The organism is Enterobacter cloacae complex sp. S1, from assembly GCF_014930525.1.
GTDB classification, from domain to species: domain Bacteria; phylum Pseudomonadota; class Gammaproteobacteria; order Enterobacterales; family Enterobacteriaceae; genus Enterobacter; species Enterobacter hormaechei_C.
The window spans coordinates 1-25,871 of the sequence record NZ_JADBRE010000008.1; the positions used below are offsets into that span (position 1 = coordinate 1).

The window sequence follows — 25,871 nt, forward strand, 5'->3', positions numbered from 1 at the left end:
CCAACTGAGCTACGTAGCCATCTTTTTTTCGCGTTACCTTATCGGCGTTGCGGGGCGCATTATGCGTATAGACCCTTGCAGCGTCAACACCTTTTTCAATGAAAATAGCCGGAATGTGACTGTTTGGTTAGGTTGCGAACAGCGAGGCCGAATATTCGACAATTATTGGTTATTAATCGATTTTATGCGGAGAAAAGAGAGGCAAAAAAATCAGGCCCCGGAGGGCCTGATGATACTCTGAACATTATTTATAGGCAGACTGGTGAACGCCCACCGCGCGTCCTGACGGATCGTTCATCGCTTTGAATGATTCATCCCATTCAATGGCTTTAGCAGAAGAGCAGGCGACCGATGGGCCACCCGGTACGCACTCTGCTGCGCTTGGAACCGGGAACAGCTCCTCAAAGATCTCACGGTACAAATACGCTTCTTTCGAGGCTGGCGTGTTGTACGGGAAACGGAAGCTCGCAGTTTCCAGTTGTTGATCAGAAACCTGTTTCGCCGCCACCTCTTTCAGGGTGTCGATCCAGCTGTAACCCACGCCATCCGAGAACTGCTCTTTCTGACGCCACGCCACGCTCGCCGGCAGGTAGGATTCAAAACATTCACGCAGGATATGTTTCTCCATTTTGCCGTTGCCGCACATTTTGTCCTGCGGGTTGATGCGCATCGCCACATCAAGGAATTTCTTATCGAGGAACGGCACGCGGGCTTCCACACCCCAGGCGGACATCGCTTTGTTGGCGCGCGCGCAGTCAAACATGTGCAGCGCCTGTAGCTTACGCACCGTTTCTTCATGCAGCTCTTTGGCGTTTGGCGCTTTGTGGAAATAGAGGTAACCGCCAAACACTTCGTCAGAACCCTCGCCGGAGAGCACCATCTTGATGCCCATCGCTTTGATCTTCCGCGACATCAAATACATCGGTGTGGAGGCGCGAATGGTGGTCACATCATAGGTTTCAATGTGATAGATCACATCGCGGATCGCATCCAGACCTTCCTGTACGGTGAAGTGAATTTCATGGTGCACCGTGCCGAGATGATTTGCCACTTCCTGGGCGGCTTTCAGGTCAGGTGCCCCTTCCAGACCTACGGCAAAGGAGTGCAGCTGCGGCCACCAGGCTTCAGAGCGCTCCTGATCTTCCACGCGACGTGCGGCGAATTTCTTGGTGATCGCGGAGATCACGGAGGAGTCCAGACCGCCGGAGAGCAGTACGCCGTAAGGTACGTCTGACATCAGGTGGCTTTTCACTGACTCTTCCAGGGCCTGACGCAGTTCGGCTTTGTCCGTCACGTTGTCTTTCACCGCCTCATAATCAAACCAGTCACGCTGGTAGTACGGGCGGATCTCGCCGTCTTTACTCCACAGGTAGCTACCTGCCGGGAACTCTTTGATGGTGCGGCACACCGGTACCAGGGCTTTCATCTCTGAGGCAACGTAGAAGTTGCCGTGCTCATCGTGACCCATGTACAGCGGGATAATACCGATATGGTCGCGGCCAATCAGGTAAGCGTCTTTTTCGCTGTCGTACAGGGCGAAGGCGAACATCCCTTGCAGGTCGTCGAGGAACTCCGGGCCTTTCTCCTGATACAGCGCCAGGATCACTTCGCAGTCTGAGCCGGTCTGAAACGCGTAGCGATCGCCGTACTCGGCGCGCAGCGCCTGATGGTTGTAAATTTCACCGTTAACAGCCAGCGCGTGCGTTTTTTTCTCGTTATACAGCGGCTGTGCGCCAGCGTTTACATCAACAATGGAGAGACGTTCGTGAGCCAGAATCGCTTTATCGCTGGCGTATACGCCTGACCAGTCCGGACCGCGATGGCGCATCAGGCGGGACAATTCGAGTGCTTTTTTACGCAGTTCGCCCGCGTCAGTTTTAATATCCAGTACGCCAAAAATAGAACACATAACCTTCTCCGTTAACCCTGTTGCGTTGTGATGTTGCTTGCTTATGAAAATGCCGCAAAAGGGGGAGGGGGCGCAAGCGTTTTACCGATGAAAACGTAAAAAGTGCAATGACGATTGCCGAATCTTAAAAAAAGAGTATGTCTTAAGCAATTCTATTGATGATTTCTCAATGAAGGGCTGATTTCGTTAGATGAAGTGATGTTTTCAGACGGCAGAAATGAAAAACCACGCCCTGAGGCGTGGTTCTGAATCAAATAACGTCGATTTCGTCGACAGAAGGGTAAATCCAGCTTGGCCGGAACGGCATCGTATCAATGTCATCAAGCTGTGAAACGCCAGAAAGCACCAGGATGGTTTCAAGCCCCGCCTGGAAGCCAGCCAGAATATCGGTACGCAGGTTGTCGCCCACGATGACGGTTTCTTCTGAGTGTGCCTGCATCGTATTCAGTGCGGCGCGGATGATCCACGGGCTCGGTTTACCGACAACAAACGGCTTACGACCCGAGATTTTTTCGATACCGGCGCAAAGCGCACCGCAGGCGGGATAAAAACCACGACCGTGCGTGTCCGGGTTGGTGGCGATAAAACGCGCACCGTTGGCGACAAAGTAGGCTGCCTTATGCATCATCTCCCAGTTAAAGGAGCGCGTTTCGCCCACGATGACAAAGTCCGGGTTCACGTCGGTGATGGTGAAGCCCGCTTTATACAGCTCGTGGATCAGCGCACCTTCACCAACGACATAGGCTTTTTTGCCTTCCTGACGCTTCAGGAAATCCGCGGTCGCCATCGCAGAGGTATAGAACACGCTGTCCGGGACGTTGACGCCTGCGGTAGCAAAGCGGTTTGCCAGATCCTGACCAGTCTGTGAAGGGTAGTTCGTGAGAAGAACCAGTGGCATTCCTTTGTCGATGATGCGGTGAAGAAACTCCGCAGCACCCGGCACGGCAACGTTGTCGTGCATCAGCACGCCGTCGATATCACAAATTACATTCTTAATGGTCATGGACAATCCGACATCAAAAAAAGAAGGCGTTACTATAAGGTCCGATCAGGATTCCAGCAAATGTTGCAGCAGGATCCCGTTGAGCATGGCACGTTTTACCAGGGCGAATGCGCCAATTGCCGAGCGGTGATCGAGCGTAGATCGCACCACCGGCAAATTCTGGCGAAATGCCTTCAGCGCCTGGGTATTGATGCAGCCTTCAATGGCGGGCAGTAACACTTTTTCGGCTTCAACGATCTCGCCGGCAATCACCACTTTCTGCGGATTAAACAGGTTGATGGCAATGGCGATGGTCTTACCCAGGTGGCGTCCTACCTGTTCGATCACTTCGCAGGCCAGCGCATCGCCTTTGTTTGCCGCTTTGCAGATGGCGCCGATCTTACAATCGTCCAGCGTGACGCGGCTCTGGTAACCCTGCTCCAGCAGATGGCGAACGCGATGTTCAATGGCGGCATTGGCGGCAACGGTTTCAAGACAGCCAAAGTTACCGCAGTGGCAGCGCTCGCCAAGCGGTTCCACCTGGATATGACCAATCTCGCCTACGTTACCGTTACGGCCAATAAAAATGCGGCCATTCGAGATGATGCCCGCACCTGTACCACGGTGAACGCGCACCAGAATAGAGTCTTCGCAGTCCTGGCTCGCACCAAAGTAGTGCTCCGCCAGCGCCAGCGAGCGAATATCGTGACCAACAAAGCAGGTCAGCTTGAAGCGCTTTTCCAGCGCCTCAACCAGCCCCCAGTTCTCTACCTTAATATGCGGCATGTAGCGAATAACGCCGCTTTCCGGGTCAACCAGGCCGGGCAAAATCACCGAGATGGCGATGAGTTCACGGATCTTGCGCTGACAGCTTTCGATGAAATGCGCAATGGTATTCAGCAACGCGTGTTCAAGCGTCTCCTGCGTGCGCTCAGGAAGGGGGTAGTGTTCTTCGGCAATGGCCTTGCTGCTCAGATCGTAGAGCGTAAGCGTGGTGTCATGACGTCCTAAGCGAACGCCAATGGCCTGAAAATTGCGGGTTTCCGTGACGATGGAAATCGCGCGGCGGCCCCCAGTGGAGGCCTGCTGATCGACTTCTTTGATCAGGCCGCGCTCAATAAGCTGACGTGTAATTTTTGTCACGCTGGCGGGAGCAAGCTGGCTTTGTTCGGCTATCTGAATGCGTGAGATTGGCCCGTGCTGGTCAATCAGGCGATAAACCGCCGCGCTGTTAAGTTGTTTAACGAGATCGACATTACCGATTTGAGCTTGTCCGCCTGGTGTCATACTTTTACTTACTCAGTGACGACCTCGTTACCATTAACGATGGTCTTAATAATTTTATAATCGTGTGTGAACGCCGTCAGGTTTGCAACCATACCTGGCGCAATACCGCCGAGCTGTTTATCGACGCCAATGGCGCGCGCCGGATAAAGCGTGGCCATGCGCAGCACTTCCTCAAGCGCGATGCCGCAATGTTCAACGAGGTTACGTACCCCTTCGATCATCGTCAGAGAAGAACCGCTCAGCGTGCCGTTCTCATCCACACACAGTCCATTCCGGTAGTATATTGTTTTACCAGCAAAAATGAACTGCTCAATATTCGCTCCTGCCGGAGCGGTAGCATCCGTCACCAGGCAGAGCTTGTCGCCTTTCAGACGCTTGGCGTTGCGGATGTTGGTGTAATCGACATGCAAGCCGTCGGCGATAATGCCGCAGTAGACGTCTGGTTCATCCAGAATGGCGCCAACCAGTCCCGGTTCGCGGCCAGTAATATAGGGCATCGCGTTATAAAGGTGTGTGGCAAACGTAATGCCTGCGCGGAAACCGGCCTTCGCCTCTTTCAGCGTCGCGTTCGAATGGCCCGCAGACACCACAATCCCGGCGGCGGCCAGTTTGCTGATAACGTCCGTGCCGGTCATTTCCGGGGCCAGCGTTACTTTGGTGATCACATCGGCATTGGCGCACATGTAATCCACCAGCTCGGCATCCGGTTTGCGCACGTAGTTTGGGTTATGGGTGCCTTTCTTGACCATATTCAGCCATGGTCCTTCCAGGTGCAGGCCCAGCGCCTGATTCGGATGTTTTGCCAGGTATTCGCGCATGACGCGGATACCCTGTTTCATCAGGTCATCGCTGCTGGTGATAAGCGTAGGCAGATAGCTGGTGCAGCCCGATTTCTCGTTGGCTTTTTGCATGATTTCCAGCGTTTCAACCGATACCGCCTCTGCGGTATCGTTAAACTGGACACCGCCGCAGCCGTTAAGCTGTACGTCGATGAAACCGGGGGAGATTACTGCTCCATTGAGGGAACGCTGTTCGATCTCCGGCGGCAGTTCCGCCAGCGGGCAAACACGTTCAATCAGGCCATTGGCGATTACAATCGCATGGTCATCCAGAATTTCATGGCCGGTATAAATCCGACCGTGGGTTAAAGCGTACATATCGACCCCCGGTTAAAAAAAGCGACCGCCCCGGATATAAAGAGGCGGTTATTCAATTACAGACCTTTGATGTTCTCAGCTTCCAGCTCGTTGAAGTATTTCAGCGTTTTCACTTTCAGCTCCATGGTGGACGGTTCGTCACACACGACAACCGCTTTTGGATGCAGCTGTAAGCAGCTGATCGTCCACATATGGTTCACATTACCTTCAACGGCAGCCTGAAGCGCTTGCGCTTTCACCGCGCCCAGCACCAGAATCATCACTTCTTCGGCATCCAGCAGCGTGCCCACGCCTACGGTCAGCGCGTATTTAGGCACCTGATTGACGTCGCCGTCAAAGAAGCGGGAGTTAGCCACGCGCGTATCATGGGTCAGCGTTTTAATACGGGTACGGGAAGCCAGTGAAGATGCCGGTTCGTTGAACGCGATATGACCATCGTTGCCTACGCCGCCCATAAACAGGTGGATTTTACCGTAGGAACGGATTTTTTCTTCATACTGACGGCATTCTGCGTCAATATCAGGCGCGTTTCCATTCAGCAGGTTAATGTTTTCAGCCGGAATATCAACGTGATCGAAGAAATTACGGTGCATAAAGCTGTGGTAACTTTCCGGATGTTCCTTCGGCAGGCCGACATATTCGTCCATGTTGAAGGTCACAACGTGTTTAAAGCTAACCTGGCCCGCTTTGTGCATTTCAACCAGAGCTTTATACGCGGTCAGGGGCGTGCCACCGGTTGGAAGACCGAGAACGAAAGGACGATCGGCTGTTGGTTTGAACGCGTTGATGCGATTAACGATATGACGAGCAGCCCATTTTCCGACTTGTTCAGCTGTTGCCAGGGGAATCAGTCTCATTATTCACCTCTAAAGTTTAAGTAAAAGTGGGCGGATGATTAGTGCAACCTGAACTAAGCGTAACCTGGAACCTTTCAGGCCGGATCAATCCGTCTTGATTTTTTGAATGATAAAATAAGTTTTCGTCGTTAGCCAGTGAAAGGGAGGGTTTAATACGATATTTGGTGACAATAATCACAAAAAATAGGTGTTTAATTTGCGATACGAATTAATTTTTCACACACTCACACTGCCAGTGAATCATCAACTGTATCTATCGTTCGTGACACAATAAAAACATAGTTTATGCGCGAGTCTTAACAAAGGGTCTCGTAGGGGGAATAGGATGAATATTTTAGGTTTTTTCCAGCGCCTCGGTAGGGCTTTGCAGCTCCCTATCGCCGTGCTACCGGTTGCAGCGTTGCTGCTGCGATTCGGGCAACCCGATCTTCTTAACGTGCCGTTTATTGCCCAGGCAGGCGGTGCAATTTTTGACAACCTGGCGCTGATTTTCGCCATCGGTGTGGCGTCAAGCTGGTCAAAAGACAGCGCTGGTGCCGCGGCACTGGCAGGGGCTGTCGGTTACTTCATCCTCACGAAAGCGATGGTAACCATCAACCCTGAAATCAATATGGGTGTGCTGGCAGGTATCATTACCGGCCTGGTGGGTGGCGCCGTGTACAACCGTTGGGCAGGTATCAAACTTCCTGACTTCCTGAGCTTCTTCGGCGGTAAACGTTTTGTGCCGATTGCGACGGGCTTTTTCTGTCTGATCCTCGCCGCCATCTTTGGCTACGTTTGGCCACCGGTGCAGCATGCTATCCATGCGGGTGGCGAGTGGATCGTGTCTGCGGGCGCAATGGGCGCGGGCATCTTCGGTTTCATTAACCGTCTGCTGATCCCAACCGGTCTGCATCAGGTACTGAACACCATCGCCTGGTTCCAGATTGGTGAGTTCACCAACGCGGCCGGCGCGGTATTCCACGGTGATATCAACCGCTTCTACGCAGGCGACGGCACCGCGGGCATGTTCATGTCTGGCTTCTTCCCAATCATGATGTTTGGTCTGCCTGGCGCGGCGCTGGCAATGTACCTGGCTGCGCCGAAAGCGCGTCGCCCAATGGTTGGCGGGATGCTGCTGTCCGTTGCGATCACCGCCTTCCTGACCGGCGTGACCGAGCCACTGGAATTCCTGTTCATGTTCCTGGCTCCGCTGCTGTATCTGATGCACGCGATCCTGACCGGTATCAGCCTGTTCGTCGCCACCCTTCTGGGTATCCATGCTGGCTTCTCCTTCTCCGCAGGCGCCATCGACTATGTGTTGATGTACAACCTGCCGGCGGCAAGCAGCAACGTCTGGATCCTGATGGTGATGGGCCTGATCTTCTTCGTTATCTACTTCGTTCTGTTCAGCGCGGTTATTCGTATGTTTAACCTGAAGACGCCGGGCCGCGAAGATACGAAAGATGATGTTGTGACCAGTGAAGCCAACAGCAATACCGAAGAGGGTTTAACCCAGCTGGCAACCAACTACATTGCCGCTGTGGGTGGCACCGACAACCTGAAAGCGATCGATGCCTGTATTACCCGTCTGCGTCTGACCGTAGGTGACTCCGCACGCGTGAGCGATGCAATGTGCAAACGCCTGGGTGCGTCTGGTGTGGTGAAACTGAACAAACAAACCATCCAGGTTATCGTGGGTGCGAAAGCCGAATCTATCGGCGATGAAATGAAAAAAGTGGTTGCCCGTGGGCCGGTCGCTGCCGCCTCAACGGATAACGCGCCAGTGGCTGACGCGCCGGTTGCAAAACCGCAGGCTGTGCCAAACGCGGTGACCATCGCTGCGCTGGTTTCTCCGGTGACAGGTGACGTTGTTGCGCTTGAGCAGGTGCCTGACGAAGCGTTCGCCAGCAAAGCGGTCGGTGACGGCGTGGCGGTGAAACCAACGGACAAAACCGTGGTCTCTCCGGCTGCCGGTACTATCGTGAAAATCTTCAACACCAACCACGCGTTCTGCCTGGAAACGGAAAAAGGCGCGGAGATCGTTGTCCATATGGGTATCGATACCGTTGCGCTGAACGGTCAGGGCTTTACTCGTCTGGTGGAAGAGGGTGCTGAAGTGGCGGCAGGTCAGCCGATTCTGGAAATGGATCTGGACTTCCTGAATGCCAACGCGCGCTCCATGATAAGCCCGGTCGTGTGCAGCAACATCGACGACTTCAGCGGTCTGGTGATCCAGGCGCAGGGGCAGGTGGTTGCAGGCCAGACGCCACTGTATGAGATTAAAGGCAAGTAATCGCTCCTGAGTAGAGTTATGCCTTTAGCGGCGGGGGATATCCTCCGCCGCTTTTTTTTGCAGCAATTGCCCCCATTATTTTCTTCCGGGACGTTTTAAGGGTTGTCACTACGTCCGGCTTATAAGATCATATGCCGTTATACGTTGTTTACGCTTTGAGGAATCCACGATGAGTGAGGCAGAAGCCCGCCCGAGTAACTTTATTCGTCAGATCATCGATGAAGATCTGGCCAGTGGTAAGCACACCACAGTCCACACGCGTTTCCCGCCGGAGCCAAATGGCTACCTGCACATTGGTCACGCCAAATCGATCTGCCTGAACTTTGGTATTGCGCAAGATTACCAGGGGCAGTGCAACCTGCGTTTCGATGACACCAACCCAGTAAAAGAAGACATCGAATACGTTGAGTCGATTAAAAACGACGTGCAATGGCTGGGCTTCAACTGGTCTGGCGATATCTGCTACTCCTCAGACTACTTCGATCAGCTGTATGCCTATGCGGTTGAACTGATTAACAAAGGTCTGGCATACGTCGACGAATTGTCTGCTGACGAAATCCGTGAATACCGCGGTACGCTGACTCAGCCTGGTAAAAACAGCCCGTTCCGCGATCGTAGCGTGGAAGAGAACCTGGCGCTGTTTGAAAAAATGCGTGCCGGTGGCTTCGAAGAAGGTAAAGCGTGTCTGCGTGCCAAAATCGATATGGCGTCTCCGTTCATCGTGATGCGCGATCCGGTGCTGTACCGCATTAAGTTCGCTGAACACCACCAGACCGGTAACAAGTGGTGCATCTACCCGATGTACGACTTCACCCACTGCATCAGCGATGCGCTGGAAGGCATTACGCACTCTCTGTGCACGCTGGAATTCCAGGACAACCGTCGTCTGTACGACTGGGTGCTGGATAACATCACCATTCCTGTGCATCCGCGTCAGTACGAGTTCTCTCGTCTGAACCTGGAATACACCGTGATGTCCAAGCGTAAGCTGAACCTGCTGGTCACCGACAAGCACGTTGAAGGCTGGGACGACCCGCGTATGCCCACCATCTCTGGCCTGCGTCGTCGTGGCTATACCTCGGCGTCTATTCGTGAGTTCTGCAAACGTATTGGCGTTACCAAGCAGGACAACACCATCGAAATGGCGTCTCTGGAATCCTGCATTCGCGAAGACCTGAACGAAAACGCGCCGCGCGCGATGGCAGTGATCGATCCAGTGAAACTGGTCATCGAAAACTATCCGCAGGGTGGAAGCGAACTGGTCTCGATGCCTAACCATCCTAACAAACCGGAAATGGGCACCCGCGACGTGCCGTTCAGCGGTGAAATCTGGATCGATCGCGCCGACTTCCGTGAAGAAGCGAACAAGCAGTACAAGCGTCTGGTGCTGGGCAAAGAAGTGCGTCTGCGTAACGCCTATGTGATCAAAGCCGAGCGCGTAGAGAAAGATGCGGAAGGTAACATCACGACCATCTTCTGTACGTACGACGCAGAGACGCTGAGTAAAGATCCGGCGGATGGCCGTAAAGTAAAAGGTGTAATCCACTGGGTGAGTGCGCAGCATGCGCTGCCGGTTGAGATCCGTCTCTACGATCGTCTGTTCAGCGTGCCTAACCCAGGCGCTGCGGAGGACTTCCTGGCGGTTATCAACCCTGAGTCGCTGATTATCAAGCAGGGTTATGCCGAGCCGTCTCTGAAAGCCGCTGAAGCCGGTAAAGCGTTCCAGTTCGAACGTGAGGGCTACTTCTGCCTGGACAGCCGTTACAGCACGGCGGAAAAACCGGTATTTAACCGTACCGTCGGTCTGCGTGATACCTGGACTAAGATCGGCGAATAATAACGCTGGTATGGTCAATGAGAAACAAACGCCGCGTAATGCGGCGTTTTTTTATTTAACGATCATGTCGTTAAGCATCGGGATGATGAATTAAAGCCAACATTCCAGGTCAATGTGGTGCTACTTATTTTATTTAAAAAAGTTTGTTGTTTTCCAAAAACAGAAACGCTGAAAAATATATTCACAATATCAATGTTACTTACTGAAAATTAGCGCATTCCCCCGCCAGTACTTGCTTCCCGGTAAATGTTACAAAGCACTACGAAATATGTGCTCTTCGTCATAATCCTGACTTTTGCCTGATTAAAAGCATTGATAATTCGCGTCGCGAAAAATAACCTAAAGACGGTAGTTAATTCGAGGGTATTTCTGACTACCCCTGACCACTTGGTCTTTTCTGTTTTTCGCCGTTTAAGGCGTTTTAATTCGTCAAAGAGGAATAATCTATGCGTACGTTTAGTGGCAAACGTAGTGCGCTGGCGCTGGCTATCGCCGGTGTGACAGCAATGTCGGGCCTGGTGGTTGCGCCAGAGGCAAAAGCAGCAGGTTTCATCGAAGATTCCACCCTCACGGGCGGTATTTATTACTGGCAGCGTGAGCGTGACCGTAAAGACGTCACTGAAGATAAATACAAAACCAACCTTTCTCACTCGACCTGGAACGCCAACCTTGATTTCCAGTCGGGATATGCCGCCGATATGTTCGGGATCGATATTGCAGCGTTCACCGCAATTGAAATGGCCGAAAATGGCGACAGCGGCCATCCGAACGAAATTGCGTTCTCCTCCAGCAATAAAGCCTACGACGAAGACTGGTCCGGCGATAAAAGCGGAATCAGCCTGTATAAAGCGGCTGCAAAATTCAAATATGGTCCGGTCTGGGCGCGTGGAGGTTATATCCAGCCAACCGGCCAGACGCTGTTAGCACCGCACTGGAGCTTTATGCCAGGTACCTATCAGGGTGCGGAAGCCGGTGCTAATTTTGACTACGGCGATGCGGGGGCGTTGAGCTTCTCCTATATGTGGACCAACGAGTACAAAGCGCCGTGGCACATTGAGATGGACAAGTTCTATCAGAATGATAAAAAAACCAAAGTTGATTATCTCCACTCGCTGGGGGCGAAGTACGACTTCAAAAACGATCTGGTGCTGGAAGCTGCTTTTGGTCAGGCTGAAGGCTATATCGATCAGTACTTTGCTAAAGCCAGCTACAAATTTGATATCGCGGGTAGCCCGCTGAGCACCAGCTATCAGTTCTACGGTACGCGCGACAAAGTCAGTGATGGCAGCGTAAATGATATCTATGACGGCACCGCGTGGTTACAGGCGTTGACCTTCGGCTACAAGGTAGGTCAGGTTGATTTACGTCTGGAGGGAACATGGGTCAAGGCAGAAGGGCAGCAGGGCTACTTCCTGCAACGTATGACGCCAACCTACGCCTCTTCCAATGGTCGTCTGGATATCTGGTGGGATAACCGCTCTGACTTTAACGCCGACGGCGAAAAGGCGGTCTTCTTCGGCGCAATGTATGACCTGAAGAACTGGAACCTGCCTGGCTGGGCAGTGGGTGCGTCCTACGCGTACGCCTGGGACGCGAAGCCAGCAGATATGGCTACGCCAGACGCCTACTACGATCCGAACTACCGTCTGAAAGAGTCTTCATACAGCCTGGATGCGATTTACACCCTTCAGGAGGGCCGTGCGAAAGGCACGATGTTCAAACTGCACTTCACCCAGTATGACAACCACTCCGATATCCCGAGCTACGCGGGCGGTTACGGCAACATCTTCCAGGATGAACGTGACGTGAAATTCATGGTCATTGCGCCATTCACAATCTTCTGATGAACACGATGGCGGGCGAAATCCCGCCTGCATGGAGACTGCATATGATGAAAAAAATGGTAATCGTTGCGCTGCTGGCATCGGGGCTGGTGGCGTGTGCGCAGGATCAGGCGCAGAAAGAAGACTCCCGTCTGAAGGAGGCGTATAGCGCCTGCATCAATACAGCACAAGGATCGCCAGAGAAGATTGAAGCCTGCCAGAGCGTGCTGAATGTGCTGAAAAAAGAGAAAGCGCATGAGCAGTTTGCGACGCAGGAAAATGTTCGCGTGATGGATTACCAGGCCTGTATCCAGGCGCGGAAAAGCGGTAACGATCAGGAAGTGGCGAAGCGTTGCGATAAGATTTGGGACGAGATTCGCAATAACAATAAATAAGTTGCTTTACGCCCGGTGGCGCTGCGCTTACCGGGCCTACAACGGTGTCACAGCCCGTAGGCCCGGTAAGCGCAGCGCCACCGGGCTTTTTTCAGGCAAAAAAAAGCCAACCTTACGGCTGGCTCAGAGTATGAACACGATATTATTTCGCGTCGTGCGCGTGGTCGTCTTCGCGGCAATCGCCTTCAGCGCAGTGACCGTACAGGTACAGGCTGTGGTTGGTCAGGCGGATGCCATGACGGGCGGCGATTTCACGCTGGCGTGATTCAATGGAATCATCGCTAAATTCAATGACCTTGCCACAGTCGAGGCAGATCAGGTGATCGTGGTGATGCTGCTGAGTCAGCTCGAACACGGATTTACCGCCTTCGAAATTATGACGAGTAACAATGCCCGCGTCATCAAACTGGTTCAGCACACGATAGACGGTTGCCAGCCCAATCTCTTCACCCATATCGATAAGACGCTTATAAAGGTCTTCCGCACTGACATGGTGATTGTCTGGCCCCTGAAGCACTTCAAGGATTTTTAACCGAGGAAGCGTTACTTTCAGGCCAGCTTTCTTTAATGCGGTATTGTTGTCAGTCATGCGGAATCTGTCCTGTTGCTAAACGATTCACTTCAAAAGAAGAAGTGACAGAAAATGCACTTGGGATAATGCGTCTCATTATAGAACTGCCATGGCTAAATGAAAACTGCAAGTCTCAAGCAAAGTATGCTTATAAAAACGTGGTATCACCAACAAACTTGTTCGATGGCACCCACTTTTTACCAGGGGGATATTGTACAGGTCTGGGCGAAAAAGTTAAAAGTTTGTAGCAATTAATTTAATCGGTTTTACCTGGAAAACGGGCGCAACCGGAGTTGCGCCGCAGGGATATCAGGCGTTAAGGATATCGTCAAGGTTCAGCTCTTCACGAACCTGCTTAACCCATTTTTCTACACGCTCAGCGGTCAGCTCTGGCTGACGGTCTTCATCAATGGCCAGGCCAACGAAGTGATCGTCATCTGCCAGACCTTTGGACGCTTCGAAATGGTAACCCGCCGTTGGCCAGTGACCGACGATCGCCGCTCCGCGTGGCTCAATGATGTCGCGAATAGTGCCCAGCGCATCACAGAAATACTCAGCATAGTCTTCCTGATCGCCACAGCCAAACAGGGCAACCAGCTTGCCGTTGAAGTCTACTTCTTCCAGCGTCGGGAAGAAATCGTCCCAGTCACACTGTGCTTCACCGTAGTACCAGGTCGGGATGCCCAGCAGCAGGATGTCATAGCCCTCGAGATCTTCTTTGCTGCTCTTGGCGATGTCATGCACATCAGCAACGTCTTTACCGAGCTGTTTTTGAATGTTTTTTGCGATATTTTCAGTATTGCCGGTATCACTGCCAAAGAAAATGCCGATGATTGCCATGAGTAAAATAACCTCTTGAAACTTAATGGTATGGTGGCGCAAATTGTCCACGGATAAGGGCAATAATAGCAGAACAGGCAACCCTGCGGAAACAGCTATCACGCAGGACTGCACTCTGTGCTACATGAAAAAGGTAATATTGGGGATTTTCTGACTCACGCCTTGCCGCGTAACGTCTCAAGCTGGGCGATCAGCATCTCTTCGATCAGTTCGCTGCGGCTGATGTTGCGCGCGTCAGCTAACTCGTTAAGCGCATCGACGGCATCGGCATTCAGCTTCAGTTCGACACGCTTAAGCCCACGATTTTTATCGCGTTTAAGCTGGTTGCGTTTATTGATACGCAGCTGTTCATCGCGCGAAAGCGGATTCGTTTTCGGTCGTCCCGGTCGACGCTCATTCGCGAACAGATCTAGTGTCGTACGGTCCGTTTGTTCTTTGGCCATGATTCTGAGACTTCGGGGGAAACACGCCGCCCTGCTAATGCCCGGGCGATAAGCGCGCCATCATACATCACCCAAATCCACACGCCAACGACTGGAAGCCCGTCGTCTTCCGGTCGCTGGCTTTTTAATCAATTCGCTGTATCAGTAAGATAGCGGCGAATGGCGCGCAGGACGGCATCCGGTTTTTCCGCGTGTACCCAGTGCCCGGCACCCGCAATGACGTGAGCGCGAGCCTGCGGGAATTGCGCCAGCAGCGTGTCACGGTACGCATCAGTGACGTAAGGGGAGTTGCCGCCGCGAATAAAAAGGGTAGGGTGCGGCCAGGCGGGGACGGTTTCCCAGCCCACAATATGCGAATACTGATCCCACAGTACCGGGACGTTAAAGCGCCATTGTCCGTCAACAAAGGATTTCAGCAGGAACTGCACCACGCCCTCTTCATCGAGATGCTCGCGCATAACGGCAGCCGCCTGCTGGCGGGTTGCGACACCCGCTTCGGTGACCGCATTGATGGCGGCAAAAATCTCATCGTGACGGCGAACGTCGTAATTGACGGGCGCAACGTCGATGACCACCAGCCCGGAAATTCGCTCAGGGGCCAGCGCAGTGAGCGCCATCACCGCTTTGCCGCCCATTGAATGCCCGATAAGCGTCGCTTTCTGGATATTATTCGCATCGAGGGTGTCCCGCAGATCCTGCGCCATGGCTGCGTAGGTCATCTCCTCCGAGCGCCCAGAAAGACCGTGATTGCGCATATCAACCTGGAGGATCGCGTGATCGGTCACTAAATCGCGCGCCAGCACACCCAGATTATCCAGGCTACCAAACAGGCCGTGAACCAGTACGATGGGAGAATTATTGTTCGGCGATTGTGCAGTTTGCGCTCGGGTATTCAATTTCATGGCAAAGTTCTTTTTTTAGGTTTGTCAGGTTAGGGTATCATGTTGACCATTCTGCCGCCCGGGGGCAAGGATCCAGTTTAATCTGACTTTTGCCGCCAACCTGGTTTGACGCTATCCGCTGTTGGGATTTGACCTTATAATCTCAACGACTTGTATTCAGATAAGATATCGCACTGGATTAAGATGAAAACAATCGAAGTTGATGACGAACTCTATCAGTATATTGCCAGCCAGACGCGGCATATTGGGGAGAGCGCGTCCGACATTTTACGGCGCATGCTTAAAATTTCCGCCGCCTCACAGCCCACTCCTGTCACTAAAGATGTCGTGTCTCAGCCGAGCGTTGTTGCACAAGTAAAACCTGCCGTCATGCCGGCAAAAGACAAAGTGCGCGCGATGCGCGAGCTGCTGCTGTCCGATGAATATGCCGAGCAGAAAAAGGCGGTTAACCGCTTTATGCTGGTGCTGTCTACACTTTATTCACTGGATAACAACGCATTTGCAGAAGCGACAGAGTCGCTGCACGGTCGCACGCGCGTTTACTTCGCAGGCGACGAGCAGACCCTGCTGCAAAATGGCAACCAAACCAAACCCAAACACGTTCCCGGTACACCATACTGGGTGATCACCAACACCAATACGGGCCGTAAGTGCAGCATGATCGAACATATCATGCAGTCCATGCAGTTCCCGGCGGAATTGATCGAAAAGGTTTGCGGTACAATTTAACCCTTGCATCAGAAGGACCAGGCAATGGCAAATCACAGCCGTGCAGGACAACCTGCACAACAACGCGATTTGATTAACGTCGCTCAACTGACCGCGCAGTACTACGTGCTGAAGCCGGTGGTGGGCAACGCAGAACACGCAGTGAAGTTTGGTACATCTGGCCACCGCGGCAGTGCGGCGCGCCACAGCTTTAACGAACCGCACATTCTGGCCATTGCTCAGGCCATCGCGGAAGAGCGCGCCAAAAATGGCGTCACCGGTCCGTGCTATGTAGGGAAAGATACCCACGCTCTGTCTGAACCTGCTTTTATCTCCGTGCTGGAAGTGCTGGCGGCGAACGGCGTAGACATGATTGTTCAGGAGAACAACGGTTTCACACCAACGCCAGCGGTTTCTAACGCTATTCTGGTACACAACAAAAAAGGTGGCGCGCAGGCTGACGGCATTGTGATCACCCCGTCACACAACCCACCGGAAGATGGCGGCATCAAGTACAACCCACCTAACGGTGGCCCGGCGGATACCAACGTCACGAAAGTGGTGGAAGATCGTGCCAACGCGTTACTGGCTAACGGTCTGAACGGTGTGAAACGCATCTCGCTGGATGAAGCCATGGCCTCCGGCCACGTGAAAGAGCAGGATCTGGTGCAGCCGTTCGTGGAAGGGCTGGCGGATATCGTCGATATGGCCGCTATCCAGAAAGCCGGTCTGAAGCTGGGCGTGGATCCACTGGGCGGCTCCGGTATTGAATACTGGAAACGCATTGCCGAGCACTACAAGCTGGATCTGACCATCGTGAACGATCACGTCGATCAGACCTTCCGCTTTATGCACCTGGACAAAGACGGCGCGATCCGTATGGACTGCTCCTCCGAATGCGCAATGGCTGGCCTGCTGGCGCTGCGCGACAAGTTCGATCTGGCGTTTGCCAACGACCCGGACTACGACCGCCACGGTATCGTCACCCCGGCAGGGCTGATGAACCCGAACCACTACCTGGCTGTTGCAATCAATTATCTCTTCCAGCACCGTCCGCAGTGGGGCAAAGAGGTCGCGGTGGGTAAAACGCTGGTCTCTTCCGCTATGATTGACCGTGTGGTCGATGCGCTGGGTCGCAAGCTGGTGGAAGTGCCGGTGGGCTTCAAGTGGTTTGTTGACGGTCTGCACGACGGCAGCTTCGGCTTTGGCGGTGAAGAGAGCGCGGGGGCATCCTTCCTGCGCTTCGACGGCACCCCATGGTCAACCGATAAAGACGGCATCATCATGTGCCTGCTGGCGGCGGAAATTACCGCGGTCACCGGTAAGAACCCGCAGGAACATTACAACGAGCTGGCGGAACGTTTTGGTGCGCCAAGCTATAACCGTATTCAGGCTGGCGCCACGTCTGCGCAAAAAGCAGCTCTGTCAAAACTCTCTCCGGAGATGGTCAGTGCCAGTACCCTGGCAGGTGACCCGATCACCGCGCGTCTGACGGCGGCGCCGGGTAACGGCGCATCGATCGGCGGCCTGAAAGTGATGACCGAAAACGGCTGGTTCGCCGCGCGTCCATCCGGTACGGAAGATGCGTACAAAATCTATTGCGAAAGTTTCCTCGGCGCTGAGCACCGTCAGCAGATTGAGAAAGAAGCGGTAGAGATTGTCAGCGAAGTGCTGAAAAACGCGTAAGTGGTGTTTGGTGCGGGCTGATGCCCTCACCCCGGCCCTCTCCCACAGGGAGAGGGAGAAAACACTAAAAACGGCAACCCATGGGTTGCCGTTTTGCTTTACCTAACTATGCTTATTCTTCAATTCAAATCTCGGCGATACCAGACCGTACAGCGTCCAGCCCATAAAGGTCACCATCGCCCCATACAGCATCGCCTCCTGACCGGACGAGTAGAGCGCATAGAAGCTGTAAATCGCCCCAATCAGCGCCACGATATTGGCCGCCCGGGCTTTGCGCGGATCCACCTTCGCCACCTTCTGAATAATCACCAGCGCCGCCATCGACAGAATGTACGGAATGATGTTCGTCACCACCGCCAGGTTGACCAGCACGTTAAACTGGCTGTTCAGTGACGGGCTGATGGTCATCAGCGACAATCCGCTCTGGAAGATGACAATCGCCAGCATGCCCTGCACCGGTGCATCCGCTTTGGTGACGCGGGAGAAGATTTTCGGGAAATAACCTTCGTCAGCGGAAGATTTGAATACCTGGGCGATGGTGAACTGCCAGCCCAGCAGCGAGCCGCAGCAGGACATCACCATCAGTCCCATGATCACTTTCCCCACCTCCGGCGTAAACATCTGCGCAAACGCCAGCCCGAACGGCGCCGTGGAGTTAGCCAGATCCATGTTGGGCACAATTCCCGCAATCACGTTGGTCGAGACGATATAGATCACCGCCGCCCCCAGCGTCCCGCCGAGTACCGCGATCGGCACATTTTTCTCCGGGTTTTCCACCACTTCCGCATTTGCACAGGCTGACTCCAGCCCGAGGAAGGCCCACAGCGTCATGGCGATGGACGATCCCACGGCGGTGAAGAACGGTACGTGATGCGGATTCCAGGAGTTGGCGTACAGCGTAGGACTGAACCAGAACCAGCCGATGATGCACAGGCCGACAACCGGGATGATGACGCCCCAGACGGTGATGCTGCTGAGCTGTCCGGTGATGCGCGCGCCGCCAAAGTTAGCGACGGTGCAGATCCACAGCACGCCGATGGTCGCCAGCCCAATCTGCACCGGGGTCAGCGTCGCGCCAAACAGCTCTGTGCCGTAACCGACAGCGGAAATGGCAATCGCCACATTGGCGATCAGCAGCGACACGCCATAGGTATAGTTCGCCATAAAGTTACCGGACTTACCAAACGCATATTCGGCATAGCCACCCATCCCGCCGGACTTGCGGCTGAACATACCGCACTTGGCAAACGCCCACGCCAGCGCCATCGAACCCACGGCGGTGACAAGCCAGGAGATAATCGAAATCGTCCCCACTTCAGCGAGCTTGGTGGGCAGCATGATGATCCCCGAACCCATCATATTCACCATGGTGAGAATAGTGAGTTGAACCACGCCCATCTTGTTGGCCTTACTCATAATTTTTCTCCTTTCAGCAGCGATGGCTGAGCGGCAGGTTGTTTGATGACGTAGCAGCGCACCTGTTTGCGACCGTCACACTCCTCGACGTAAACCCCCTGTAACTCCGGCGCAAAGCCCGGCAGCAGATTGATCCCGTCTTCCAGCGCGGCGAAATAGCGCAGCACGGAACCGCCCCAGACTTCCCCTGGAACCACGCACAACACCCCCGGTGGGTAAGGCAGCGCGCCTTCCGCGGCGATACGGCCTTCCGCGTCGCGCAGGGACACCAGCTCGACCTCACCGCGCAGATAGGCATAGTTCGCCTCCTGCGGGTTCATCATGACGCGCGGGAAGTGAGACTTGCGGAACATCTCTTTCTGCAACTGCTTCACGTTATGGCGGGCGTAGAGGTCATGCATCTCCTGACAAATCTGACGCAGGGTATAATCCGCATAACGTTCCGGATGTTGCTTATAAAGAGAGGGCAGAACCTCTTTTAGCGGCACATCGCTCTGGAGCAGTTTTTCGAAGCGCACCAGCTGGGCGACGAGCTGCTGCAATTTGCCCATGTCCTCCGCCGGGGTGAGCAGGAACAGAATGGAATTGAGGTCGCATTTTTCCGGCACGATGCCGTTTTCACGCAGGAAGTTGGCGAGGATGGTGGCGGGCACGCCGAAATCATCGTACTCACCGGTGCGGGCGTTGATGCCCGGCGTAGTTAGCAGCAGTTTGCAGGGATCGATAAAATACTGATGCTCGGCGTATCCCTCAAAGGCGTGCCAGCGTTCGCCCGGAACGAAATGGAAGAAGCGCAGATCGGTCGCAATCTCTGCCGTATTCCAGCTTTCCCATGGACGGCCATCCACCGTCTCCGGCACGAACGGACGAATAAACTGACAGTTCTGAAGGATCAGTTTCCGCGCTTCGATACCCGTCACCACGCAGTCCATCCACATGTTGCGCCCACTTTGCCCCTCGTGCATGCGGGCGTTGATATCCAGGGCGGCAAACAGCGGATAAAACGGGCTGGTGGAGGCGTGCATCATAAAGGCGTTGTTGAGGCGTTTATGCGGGACATAGCGCGGCTGGCCTTTTATGTGGCTGTCCTTCTTATGGATTTGCGAGGTTTGCGAGAAGCCCGCCTGCTGCTTATGCACCGACTGGGTCACCAGAATGCCCGGATCGTTTTCGTTCAGCTCCAGCAGCAGCGGCGAGCAGTCGGCCATCATCGGGATAAACTGCTCGTAACCCACCCAGGCGGAGTCAAACAGAATGTAATCGCACAGGTGACCAATCTTATCCACCACCTGACGGGCGTTATAAATGGTACCGTCGTAGGTGCCCAGCTGGATCACCGCCAGACGGAACGGACGTTCATCCCGCGCACGGCCAGGCGCGACCTCTGACACCAGCTCCCGCAGGTAGCTCTCGTCGAAACAGTGTGCGTCGATACCGCCGATAAACCCGTACGGGTTGCGCGCCGTTTCCAGATACACCGGCGTCGCGCCCGCCTGTAACAGCGCCCCGTGGTGATTAGATTTATGGTTATTGCGATCGAACAGCACCAGATCGCCTGGCGTGAGCAGGGCATTGAGCACCACCTTGTTGGAAGAGGAGGTGCCGTTCAGCACGAAGTAGGTTTTATCCGCATTAAAGACTTTTGCCGCATGCTGCTGGGCGATGCATGGCGCGCCTTCGTGGATCAGCAGATCGCCCATTGCCACGTCGGCATTGCACAGATCGGCGCGGAAAAGCGTTTCGCCAAAGAAATCGACAAACTGGTTTCCGGCCGGATGGCGGCGGAAGAACTGGCCTCCCTGATGTCCGGGGCAGTCAAACGCGCTGTTCCCCTGCTGGACGTAATCGACCAGCGCGCGGAAGAACGGCGGGCGGAGCTGGGTTTCGTACTTCTGCGCAGCCGCTTCAAGCTGGCGTCCGTAGTACGCATTGCTGGTGTCGGAGTACTCAAAAACGCCGTGAATACGCGACAGAAATTCAGCCGGAACCCTTTCTTCTTTATGCGTGGCAATAAACACCGGAATACCGAATCCCGTGGCTTCTATTTCTTCTATGGCGCCATTGAAAATATCGCTGACGGCCAGAATCACGGCTGCCACATCAATATAATCCGATGCGGTGATATCCACGATGTCGCGCGAAGTGGTAAAGCATTCAGGGCAGGCACGGCTGACGGCAATTTTTAACGTTTTCATCTTTATCTCTTTATTTCAGGCAATATGGGGCCCTCGACTTCTTGCGGTAAAGAAATCGATTTTTTCCGGAAAAAAAAGCAAAGCATGTCCGCTGATACGAAATCAGTTAATTGCTTTTTTGCTGAGTAGAATTCAGTCCGCCCGGTTGCGGAGAATCTGAATCACAAGGAATGAGCGCAGGTGTTCACAGGCAACAGCCTGTAAAATAGCGTTTTTCAGGATAACCTGTAAGCAGATGCGCCAGAAGTCGAAGGACTACCGGGCGTTAAAGAGATGAAAGTCAAAACAGTTACGGTGGGCAAACATCATGATATGTGTTGTCCGCCTTATATGGGGCATTAAACGATTATTGTTTTCCATGTTCAGTTTCCTTTCAGTAATTGAAAGCATGGTCATTTTATCCAGGAAAAAGGGATTAACTGTGAAACAGATCACCAATAACCGATCATTTCAGAAATAATTAGTCGTTTTGAGTGAATAACGCAGATCAAAATGCTGTTTTGTTGGTTCGGTGTTAAATTGATGTTTTAATTGTGTTTAAAGAGGGCGGATATAGCTATGAAAATAAACTCATCGTTATTTTCATGGCTATATTAAGGCCAGTATGTTTTATATTTAAAATTAAAGTGAATACTTATTCAGATCATAAACCGATATCCGATACCGGTTTCTGTTAATAAATGACGAGGACGCGCGGGATCGGCTTCAAGTTTCTGGCGAAGGTGTCCCATATAAATGCGTAAATAGTGACTATGCTCGACAGCATTCGGTCCCCAGACCTGGCTTAACAGCTGTCGCTGCGTTAACACTTTTCCGTGGTTATTGAGCAGCACGGCCAGCAGACGAAATTCGATAGGCGTAAGGTGGATCTCTTCTTCCCCTCGCACGATGCGGCGGGCAGCAAGATCGACGCGGATATCGCCAAAGGCGTACACCGGATCGGAAGGGGACGTGGCACTGTGTCGACGCAGCGCCACACGAAGCCGGGCCTGTAACTCGCCAATGCCAAACGGTTTGATCAGATAATCATCCGCTCCGGCATCCAGCGCGGCGATTTTATCCGTCTCTTCGGTGCGGGCAGAGAGCACCAGAATGGGCATCTGGCTCCACTGACGCACCTCACGAATAAAATCGATGCCGTCGCCATCCGGAAGTCCCAGATCCAGGATCACCAGATCTGGCTTGCGGGTGGCGGCTTCAATTAACCCCCGTTGAAGCGTACCGGCTTCATGCACGCGCAAGCCGTCGCCTTCCAGCGCGGTACGCAGAAATCGGCTGATAGCGAGCTCATCTTCAACAATCAGAACGTTAATCACAAATCCTCTGGTAATTCATCAAGTTCTGGTGGGGTTTCAAGAGGAAGTGTAACACAAAAGCGTGCCCCACCTTCCGGGCGGTTCTCTGCGGAAATGGTGCCACCATGCACGTCGACAATCGCCTGGCAGATCGCCAGACCCAGCCCAACGCCCGGAATGGCGGATTCCTTATTACCGCGCGCAAATTTTTCGAATATGGTGCGCTCCTGACCGGCCGGAATACCCGGCCCGTTATCCCAGACGTCGAGCCGCAGCACACGTTTATCCACCCTGGCAGCAATCCCCAGCCGGGCCTTTGTCCCGGCGTATTTAGCCGCGTTTTCCAGCAGATTAATCAGCACGCGCTCAAACAGCGGGCCATCCACATGGATTAACGTCAGGGGTTCCGGCATGTCCAGCTCGATATGGCGCCCGCCGAGACCCGGCTCCAGCATCTTCAGCGCACTGCCGACAACCTCCTCAAGGGTGAGCCACTCTTTTTTGAGGTTAAACCCGCCGGACTGAATGCGCGCCATGTCCAGCAGGTTGTTCACCAGGCGCGTGGTATTCAGCACGTGCTGGCGAATTTCGCTGGCCTGCATCGCGTGCTTTGATCCTTCCGCCGCCAGATCCAGCGTCAGAATTTCGGACTGGCCAAACAGCACGGTAAGCGGGGTGCGCAAATCGTGAGACAGCGCTGCCAGCAGCGAATTGCGAATACTTTCGCGCTCGCTTGCCAGCCGCGCCTGCTCTTCGCTGGCGGTGAGCGCCAGCCGTTCAAGGGCGCTGGCGACCAGCAGGGTGAAGGTTTCCAGCAGGCGCTGCTGCTCTGGGATCATCAGCTGACGCAGGTTAGACGGCTCGACGATGACCAGCCCGTGATTTTTATCCGCGCTGCGCAGCGGCAGGATCTGGTAAGGCACGCCGGGCAGAGTGTCGGTGCCGGCGCCGGCAGGTAACCCCTTATCGAAACTCCAGCGGGCAATCGCTTCATCCCAGGGCGTCATCCCCGAAGGGGAGGTCAGCGGGCGAAGGCGCCCCTGTTCGTCGGGGAGCAAAATCAGGTTACTGGCATGAAAGGTCGAACGAATAAACTGCTCGCTGGTCTGCACGATATCTCGCTGCGTGCGGCCAACCGCCAGCGATTTTGACATTTCATACAGATGGCGCGTGCGCTGCTCGCGATAGCGGGCAATGCGTGCCTGGTAGCGTACGCCTGCCGTCAGATTCCCGATCACCAGCCCGACGGTAAGCATCACGGCAAAGGTCAGAATGTACTGCACGTCCGAGACAGCAAGCGTCCCGCGCGGAGCGATAAAAAAAAGGTCGAAGCTGATGACGTTGATCACCGTTGCCAGCACCGACGGCCAGCGGCCATAAAAGAGCGCGACCACAACGACGCCGAGCAGATAAATCATGACCAGATTGGCGGCGTCGAAGGCGATGAGCCACTGGCTGGCAATCACCGTAATCAGGGCGCAAAGGACCACGGCCACCAGGCAACCCCGGATCTGAATGCGCCATTTATCGCCAAAGGTGCGAGCATCCGGCGTACGGTTGGGCAGAGGGGCGGGCTTGTCATCCAGCGCGACGATGACTAAATCAAGATCCGGCGCGCGGCGGGCCAGCCTGTCGGCAAAAGATTCGCGGCTAAACCAGCGGCGATGCTGTCGACGTCCAATGACAATCTTGCCCAGGTTGTGCTCGCGCGCGTAGCGCAGAATGGCTTTATCTTCCTGCGGTTCGGAAAGGGTGGCGGTTTCGGCACCCAGCTCCTGCGCCAGCCGCAGCGCGCTCAAAATGGCGCGACGCTGATTTTCTGGCAGGCCATGCAGCTGCGGCGTTTCGACGTAGACCGCATGCCAGACGCTGCCAAATTTCGCTGCCAGCCGGGCGGCGGTGCGAACCAGTTTTTCGTTGCCGCTGCCGTGACCAATGCATAACAGAATGGCGTCCCGCGTGTGCCAGACGCGCTCTTGTCCCTGTAGGTCTCGCCAGGCGCGCATCTGGTCATCAACGCGATCGGCGGTGCGGCGCAGGGCCAGCTCGCGCAGGGCAATCAGGTTTCCTTTGCGGAAAAAATGTTCGATGGCGCGTTCGGCCTGGCCGGCAATATACACTTTGCCTTCGTGCAGGCGCTGGCGTAGATCGTCCGGCGGCAGGTCAACCAGTACGACTTCATCGGCAGAATCAAAAAACGGATCGGGGACGGTTTCCCGCACCTGGATACCGGTTACGCCGCTCACTACGTCGTTCAGGCTTTCCAGATGCTGAACATTTACCGTGGTGAAGACGTCAATGCCTGCCTCAAGCAGCTCCTCAACATCCTGCCAGCGCTTCGGATGGCGGGAGCCTGGCGCATTGCTGTGCGCCAGTTCGTCCATCAGGATCAGGGCAGGGCGACGGGCGAGGGCGGCATCAAGATCAAACTCCGTGACCAGCCGCCCGCGATGGCTGATACGCTGGGGCGGCTGCGTCGCCAGCCCCGTCAGCAGCGCAGCCGTCTCTTTGCGACCGTGGGTTTCCACCACGCCGATGAGAATATCAAGCCCCTGCGCCCGAAGCCGCTGGGCTTCCGTCAGCATGGCGAAGGTTTTCCCGACGCCCGCGCAGGCGCCGAAGAAAATTTTCAGCTTGCCGCGGTGGGCTTCAGCCGTCTGTTCAAGCAGCCTGTCCGGATCCGGGCGCATGGGCTCGTCGGTCATTTAGTTCTTCCTTAGCGCGTCCAGCGCCAGATTCAGCTCAACAATGTTCACTATCGGCATGCCGATGAAGCTGACCAGCGGCTTTTGCGTATGTTCTGCAACCAGCTGGCTCACCTGCTCGACGGTCAGCTGACGGGCGGCTGCCACGCGTGGGATCTGCCACACCACCGCATCCGGCGTCAGGCTGTAATCCAGCCCGCTCGCGGAAGCGGTGATCAGCTCAACCGGCACCTCACGGCTGGCCTGCGGATTCGCGGCGCGCAGGGCGGCAACGCGTTCAGCAACGGCTTTGTCCAGGTCAGGATTACTGCCAGCCAGATTGCTGCCGCCGGAGGCCATTGGATTATACGGGCTTTCCGCAGTGGCGGAAGGGCGTCCCTGGAAGTAGCGCGGGTCCGTAAAGTTCTGCCCAATCAGACGCGAGCCGCGGTTTTCACCGTTCTGGATAATCAGCGAGCCGTTGGCCTGATCTTTAAACCACCACTGGCCCAGCGCGGTAGTCATCAGCGGGTAAAGCCCGCCGGTAATCAGAGACAGCAGAATAAACAACAGTATAGCGGGACGTAACATCGTCATTGGATCCACCTT

At 54.4% G+C, this 25,871-nt stretch carries 22 protein-coding genes and 1 pseudogene; 7 read left to right on the plus strand and 16 right to left on the minus strand.

Going from position 1 to position 25,871, the window contains the following annotated elements:
* On the plus strand, positions 1 to 241 hold a 241-nt coding region (locus tag IM290_RS21595; RefSeq protein WP_141395015.1), incomplete at its 5' end, for a hypothetical protein.
* 3 nt (positions 242 to 244) lie between these two features.
* On the opposite strand, the gene asnB is transcribed toward IM290_RS21595, so the two are convergent.
* The 5 genes from asnB to nagB all read right to left on the minus strand — a co-directional run bounded on the left by asnB (position 245) and on the right by nagB (position 6,192).
* Positions 245 to 1,909 (minus strand): asparagine synthase B, encoded by a 1,665-nt coding sequence (gene asnB, locus IM290_RS07510; RefSeq protein WP_015571128.1) that lies wholly within the window; start codon positions 1,907 to 1,909, stop codon positions 245 to 247.
* A 250-nt stretch (positions 1,910 to 2,159) separates the two neighbouring features.
* Positions 2,160 to 2,912 carry a ribonucleotide monophosphatase NagD gene (gene nagD / locus IM290_RS07515; RefSeq protein WP_003858667.1) on the minus strand — a complete coding sequence of 251 codons (753 nt, stop codon included), beginning with the start codon at positions 2,910 to 2,912 and terminating at the stop codon, positions 2,160 to 2,162.
* 45 nt (positions 2,913 to 2,957) lie between these two features.
* On the minus strand, positions 2,958 to 4,178 hold the full coding sequence (locus tag IM290_RS07520) for an N-acetylglucosamine repressor (RefSeq protein WP_006809613.1): 1,221 nt from the start codon (positions 4,176 to 4,178) through the stop codon (positions 2,958 to 2,960).
* An 8-nt stretch (positions 4,179 to 4,186) separates the two neighbouring features.
* Positions 4,187 to 5,335 carry an N-acetylglucosamine-6-phosphate deacetylase gene (nagA, locus tag IM290_RS07525; protein ID WP_032670349.1) on the minus strand — a complete coding sequence of 383 codons (1,149 nt, stop codon included), beginning with the start codon at positions 5,333 to 5,335 and terminating at the stop codon, positions 4,187 to 4,189.
* Positions 5,336 to 5,391: 56 nt separating this feature from the next.
* Positions 5,392 to 6,192 (minus strand): glucosamine-6-phosphate deaminase, encoded by an 801-nt coding sequence (gene nagB / locus IM290_RS07530; protein WP_003858663.1) that lies wholly within the window; start codon positions 6,190 to 6,192, stop codon positions 5,392 to 5,394.
* Positions 6,193 to 6,517: 325 nt separating this feature from the next.
* Between nagB and nagE the strand changes: the two genes are divergently transcribed.
* Together nagE and glnS are read left to right on the plus strand one after the other, a co-directional pair.
* Positions 6,518 to 8,467: a PTS N-acetyl glucosamine transporter subunit IIABC gene (gene nagE, locus IM290_RS07535; RefSeq protein WP_017382457.1), complete on the plus strand. Its 1,950-nt coding sequence runs from the start codon at positions 6,518 to 6,520 to the stop codon at positions 8,465 to 8,467.
* Between the two features lie 169 nt (positions 8,468 to 8,636).
* The gene (gene glnS, locus IM290_RS07540) at positions 8,637 to 10,304 is read left to right on the plus strand and encodes a glutamine--tRNA ligase (RefSeq protein ID WP_015571127.1); all 1,668 of its coding nucleotides are present in this window, start codon (positions 8,637 to 8,639) and stop codon (positions 10,302 to 10,304) included.
* 251 nt (positions 10,305 to 10,555) lie between these two features.
* Here the strand turns inward: glnS and IM290_RS21795 are convergent.
* A pseudogene (locus tag IM290_RS21795) lies at positions 10,556 to 10,624 on the minus strand (hypothetical protein); the annotation flags it as partial.
* Between the two features lie 126 nt (positions 10,625 to 10,750).
* On the opposite strand from IM290_RS21795, the gene chiP reads away from it, so the two are divergent.
* Both chiP and chiQ read left to right on the plus strand, forming a co-directional pair.
* Positions 10,751 to 12,148, plus strand: a complete 1,398-nt coding sequence (gene chiP / locus IM290_RS07545; protein ID WP_017694280.1) for a chitoporin — start codon at positions 10,751 to 10,753, stop codon at positions 12,146 to 12,148.
* 47 nt (positions 12,149 to 12,195) lie between these two features.
* Positions 12,196 to 12,522: a ChiQ/YbfN family lipoprotein gene (chiQ, locus tag IM290_RS07550; protein ID WP_032102682.1), complete on the plus strand. Its 327-nt coding sequence runs from the start codon at positions 12,196 to 12,198 to the stop codon at positions 12,520 to 12,522.
* Positions 12,523 to 12,664: 142 nt separating this feature from the next.
* Here the strand turns inward: chiQ and fur are convergent, their stop codons facing one another.
* From fur to ybfF, 4 genes are all read right to left on the minus strand, one after another.
* On the minus strand, positions 12,665 to 13,111 hold the full coding sequence (fur, locus tag IM290_RS07555) for a ferric iron uptake transcriptional regulator (RefSeq protein WP_010428651.1): 447 nt from the start codon (positions 13,109 to 13,111) through the stop codon (positions 12,665 to 12,667).
* A gap of 291 nt (positions 13,112 to 13,402) precedes the next feature.
* Positions 13,403 to 13,933, minus strand: coding sequence for a flavodoxin FldA (gene fldA, locus IM290_RS07560; protein WP_003858653.1), 531 nt, complete (start codon positions 13,931 to 13,933; stop codon positions 13,403 to 13,405).
* A 155-nt stretch (positions 13,934 to 14,088) separates the two neighbouring features.
* Positions 14,089 to 14,376: a LexA regulated protein gene (gene ybfE, locus IM290_RS07565; protein WP_003858652.1), complete on the minus strand. Its 288-nt coding sequence runs from the start codon at positions 14,374 to 14,376 to the stop codon at positions 14,089 to 14,091.
* Positions 14,377 to 14,504: 128 nt separating this feature from the next.
* The gene (ybfF, locus tag IM290_RS07570; protein WP_023296122.1) at positions 14,505 to 15,278 is read right to left on the minus strand and encodes an esterase; all 774 of its coding nucleotides are present in this window, start codon (positions 15,276 to 15,278) and stop codon (positions 14,505 to 14,507) included.
* 183 nt (positions 15,279 to 15,461) lie between these two features.
* Here ybfF and seqA point away from each other — a divergent pair, with 183 nt between their 5' ends.
* Both seqA and pgm read left to right on the plus strand, forming a co-directional pair.
* Positions 15,462 to 16,007 (plus strand): replication initiation negative regulator SeqA, encoded by a 546-nt coding sequence (gene seqA, locus IM290_RS07575; RefSeq protein ID WP_003858650.1) that lies wholly within the window; start codon positions 15,462 to 15,464, stop codon positions 16,005 to 16,007.
* A gap of 24 nt (positions 16,008 to 16,031) precedes the next feature.
* Complete coding sequence (pgm, locus tag IM290_RS07580; RefSeq protein WP_193041714.1) at positions 16,032 to 17,672, plus strand: phosphoglucomutase (alpha-D-glucose-1,6-bisphosphate-dependent); 1,641 nt, start codon at positions 16,032 to 16,034, stop codon at positions 17,670 to 17,672.
* 102 nt (positions 17,673 to 17,774) lie between these two features.
* Here pgm and potE read toward each other — a convergent pair whose 3' ends face one another.
* The 6 genes from potE to kdpC form a co-directional block, all read right to left on the minus strand.
* A complete protein-coding gene (gene potE, locus IM290_RS07585; protein WP_003858648.1) occupies positions 17,775 to 19,088 on the minus strand; it encodes a putrescine-ornithine antiporter in 1,314 nt (437 codons plus the stop codon).
* Positions 19,085 to 21,283 carry an ornithine decarboxylase SpeF gene (gene speF, locus IM290_RS07590; protein ID WP_193041713.1) on the minus strand — a complete coding sequence of 733 codons (2,199 nt, stop codon included), beginning with the start codon at positions 21,281 to 21,283 and terminating at the stop codon, positions 19,085 to 19,087. Before speF ends, potE begins: the two co-directional genes overlap by 4 nt.
* 255 nt (positions 21,284 to 21,538) lie before the next feature.
* Positions 21,539 to 21,643, minus strand: a complete 105-nt coding sequence (gene speFL, locus IM290_RS07595; RefSeq protein ID WP_003858645.1) for a leader peptide SpeFL — start codon at positions 21,641 to 21,643, stop codon at positions 21,539 to 21,541.
* Positions 21,644 to 21,921: 278 nt separating this feature from the next.
* Positions 21,922 to 22,599, minus strand: a complete 678-nt coding sequence (gene kdpE / locus IM290_RS07600; RefSeq protein WP_003858643.1) for a two-component system response regulator KdpE — start codon at positions 22,597 to 22,599, stop codon at positions 21,922 to 21,924.
* Complete coding sequence (gene kdpD, locus IM290_RS07605; protein ID WP_193041712.1) at positions 22,596 to 25,283, minus strand: two-component system sensor histidine kinase KdpD; 2,688 nt, start codon at positions 25,281 to 25,283, stop codon at positions 22,596 to 22,598. The genes kdpE and kdpD overlap by 4 nt, the downstream gene beginning before the upstream one ends.
* Positions 25,284 to 25,859 (minus strand): potassium-transporting ATPase subunit KdpC, encoded by a 576-nt coding sequence (gene kdpC / locus IM290_RS07610; RefSeq protein ID WP_032652982.1) that lies wholly within the window; start codon positions 25,857 to 25,859, stop codon positions 25,284 to 25,286. It abuts the gene before it with no gap.
* Positions 25,860 to 25,871: the final 12 nt, after the last annotated feature.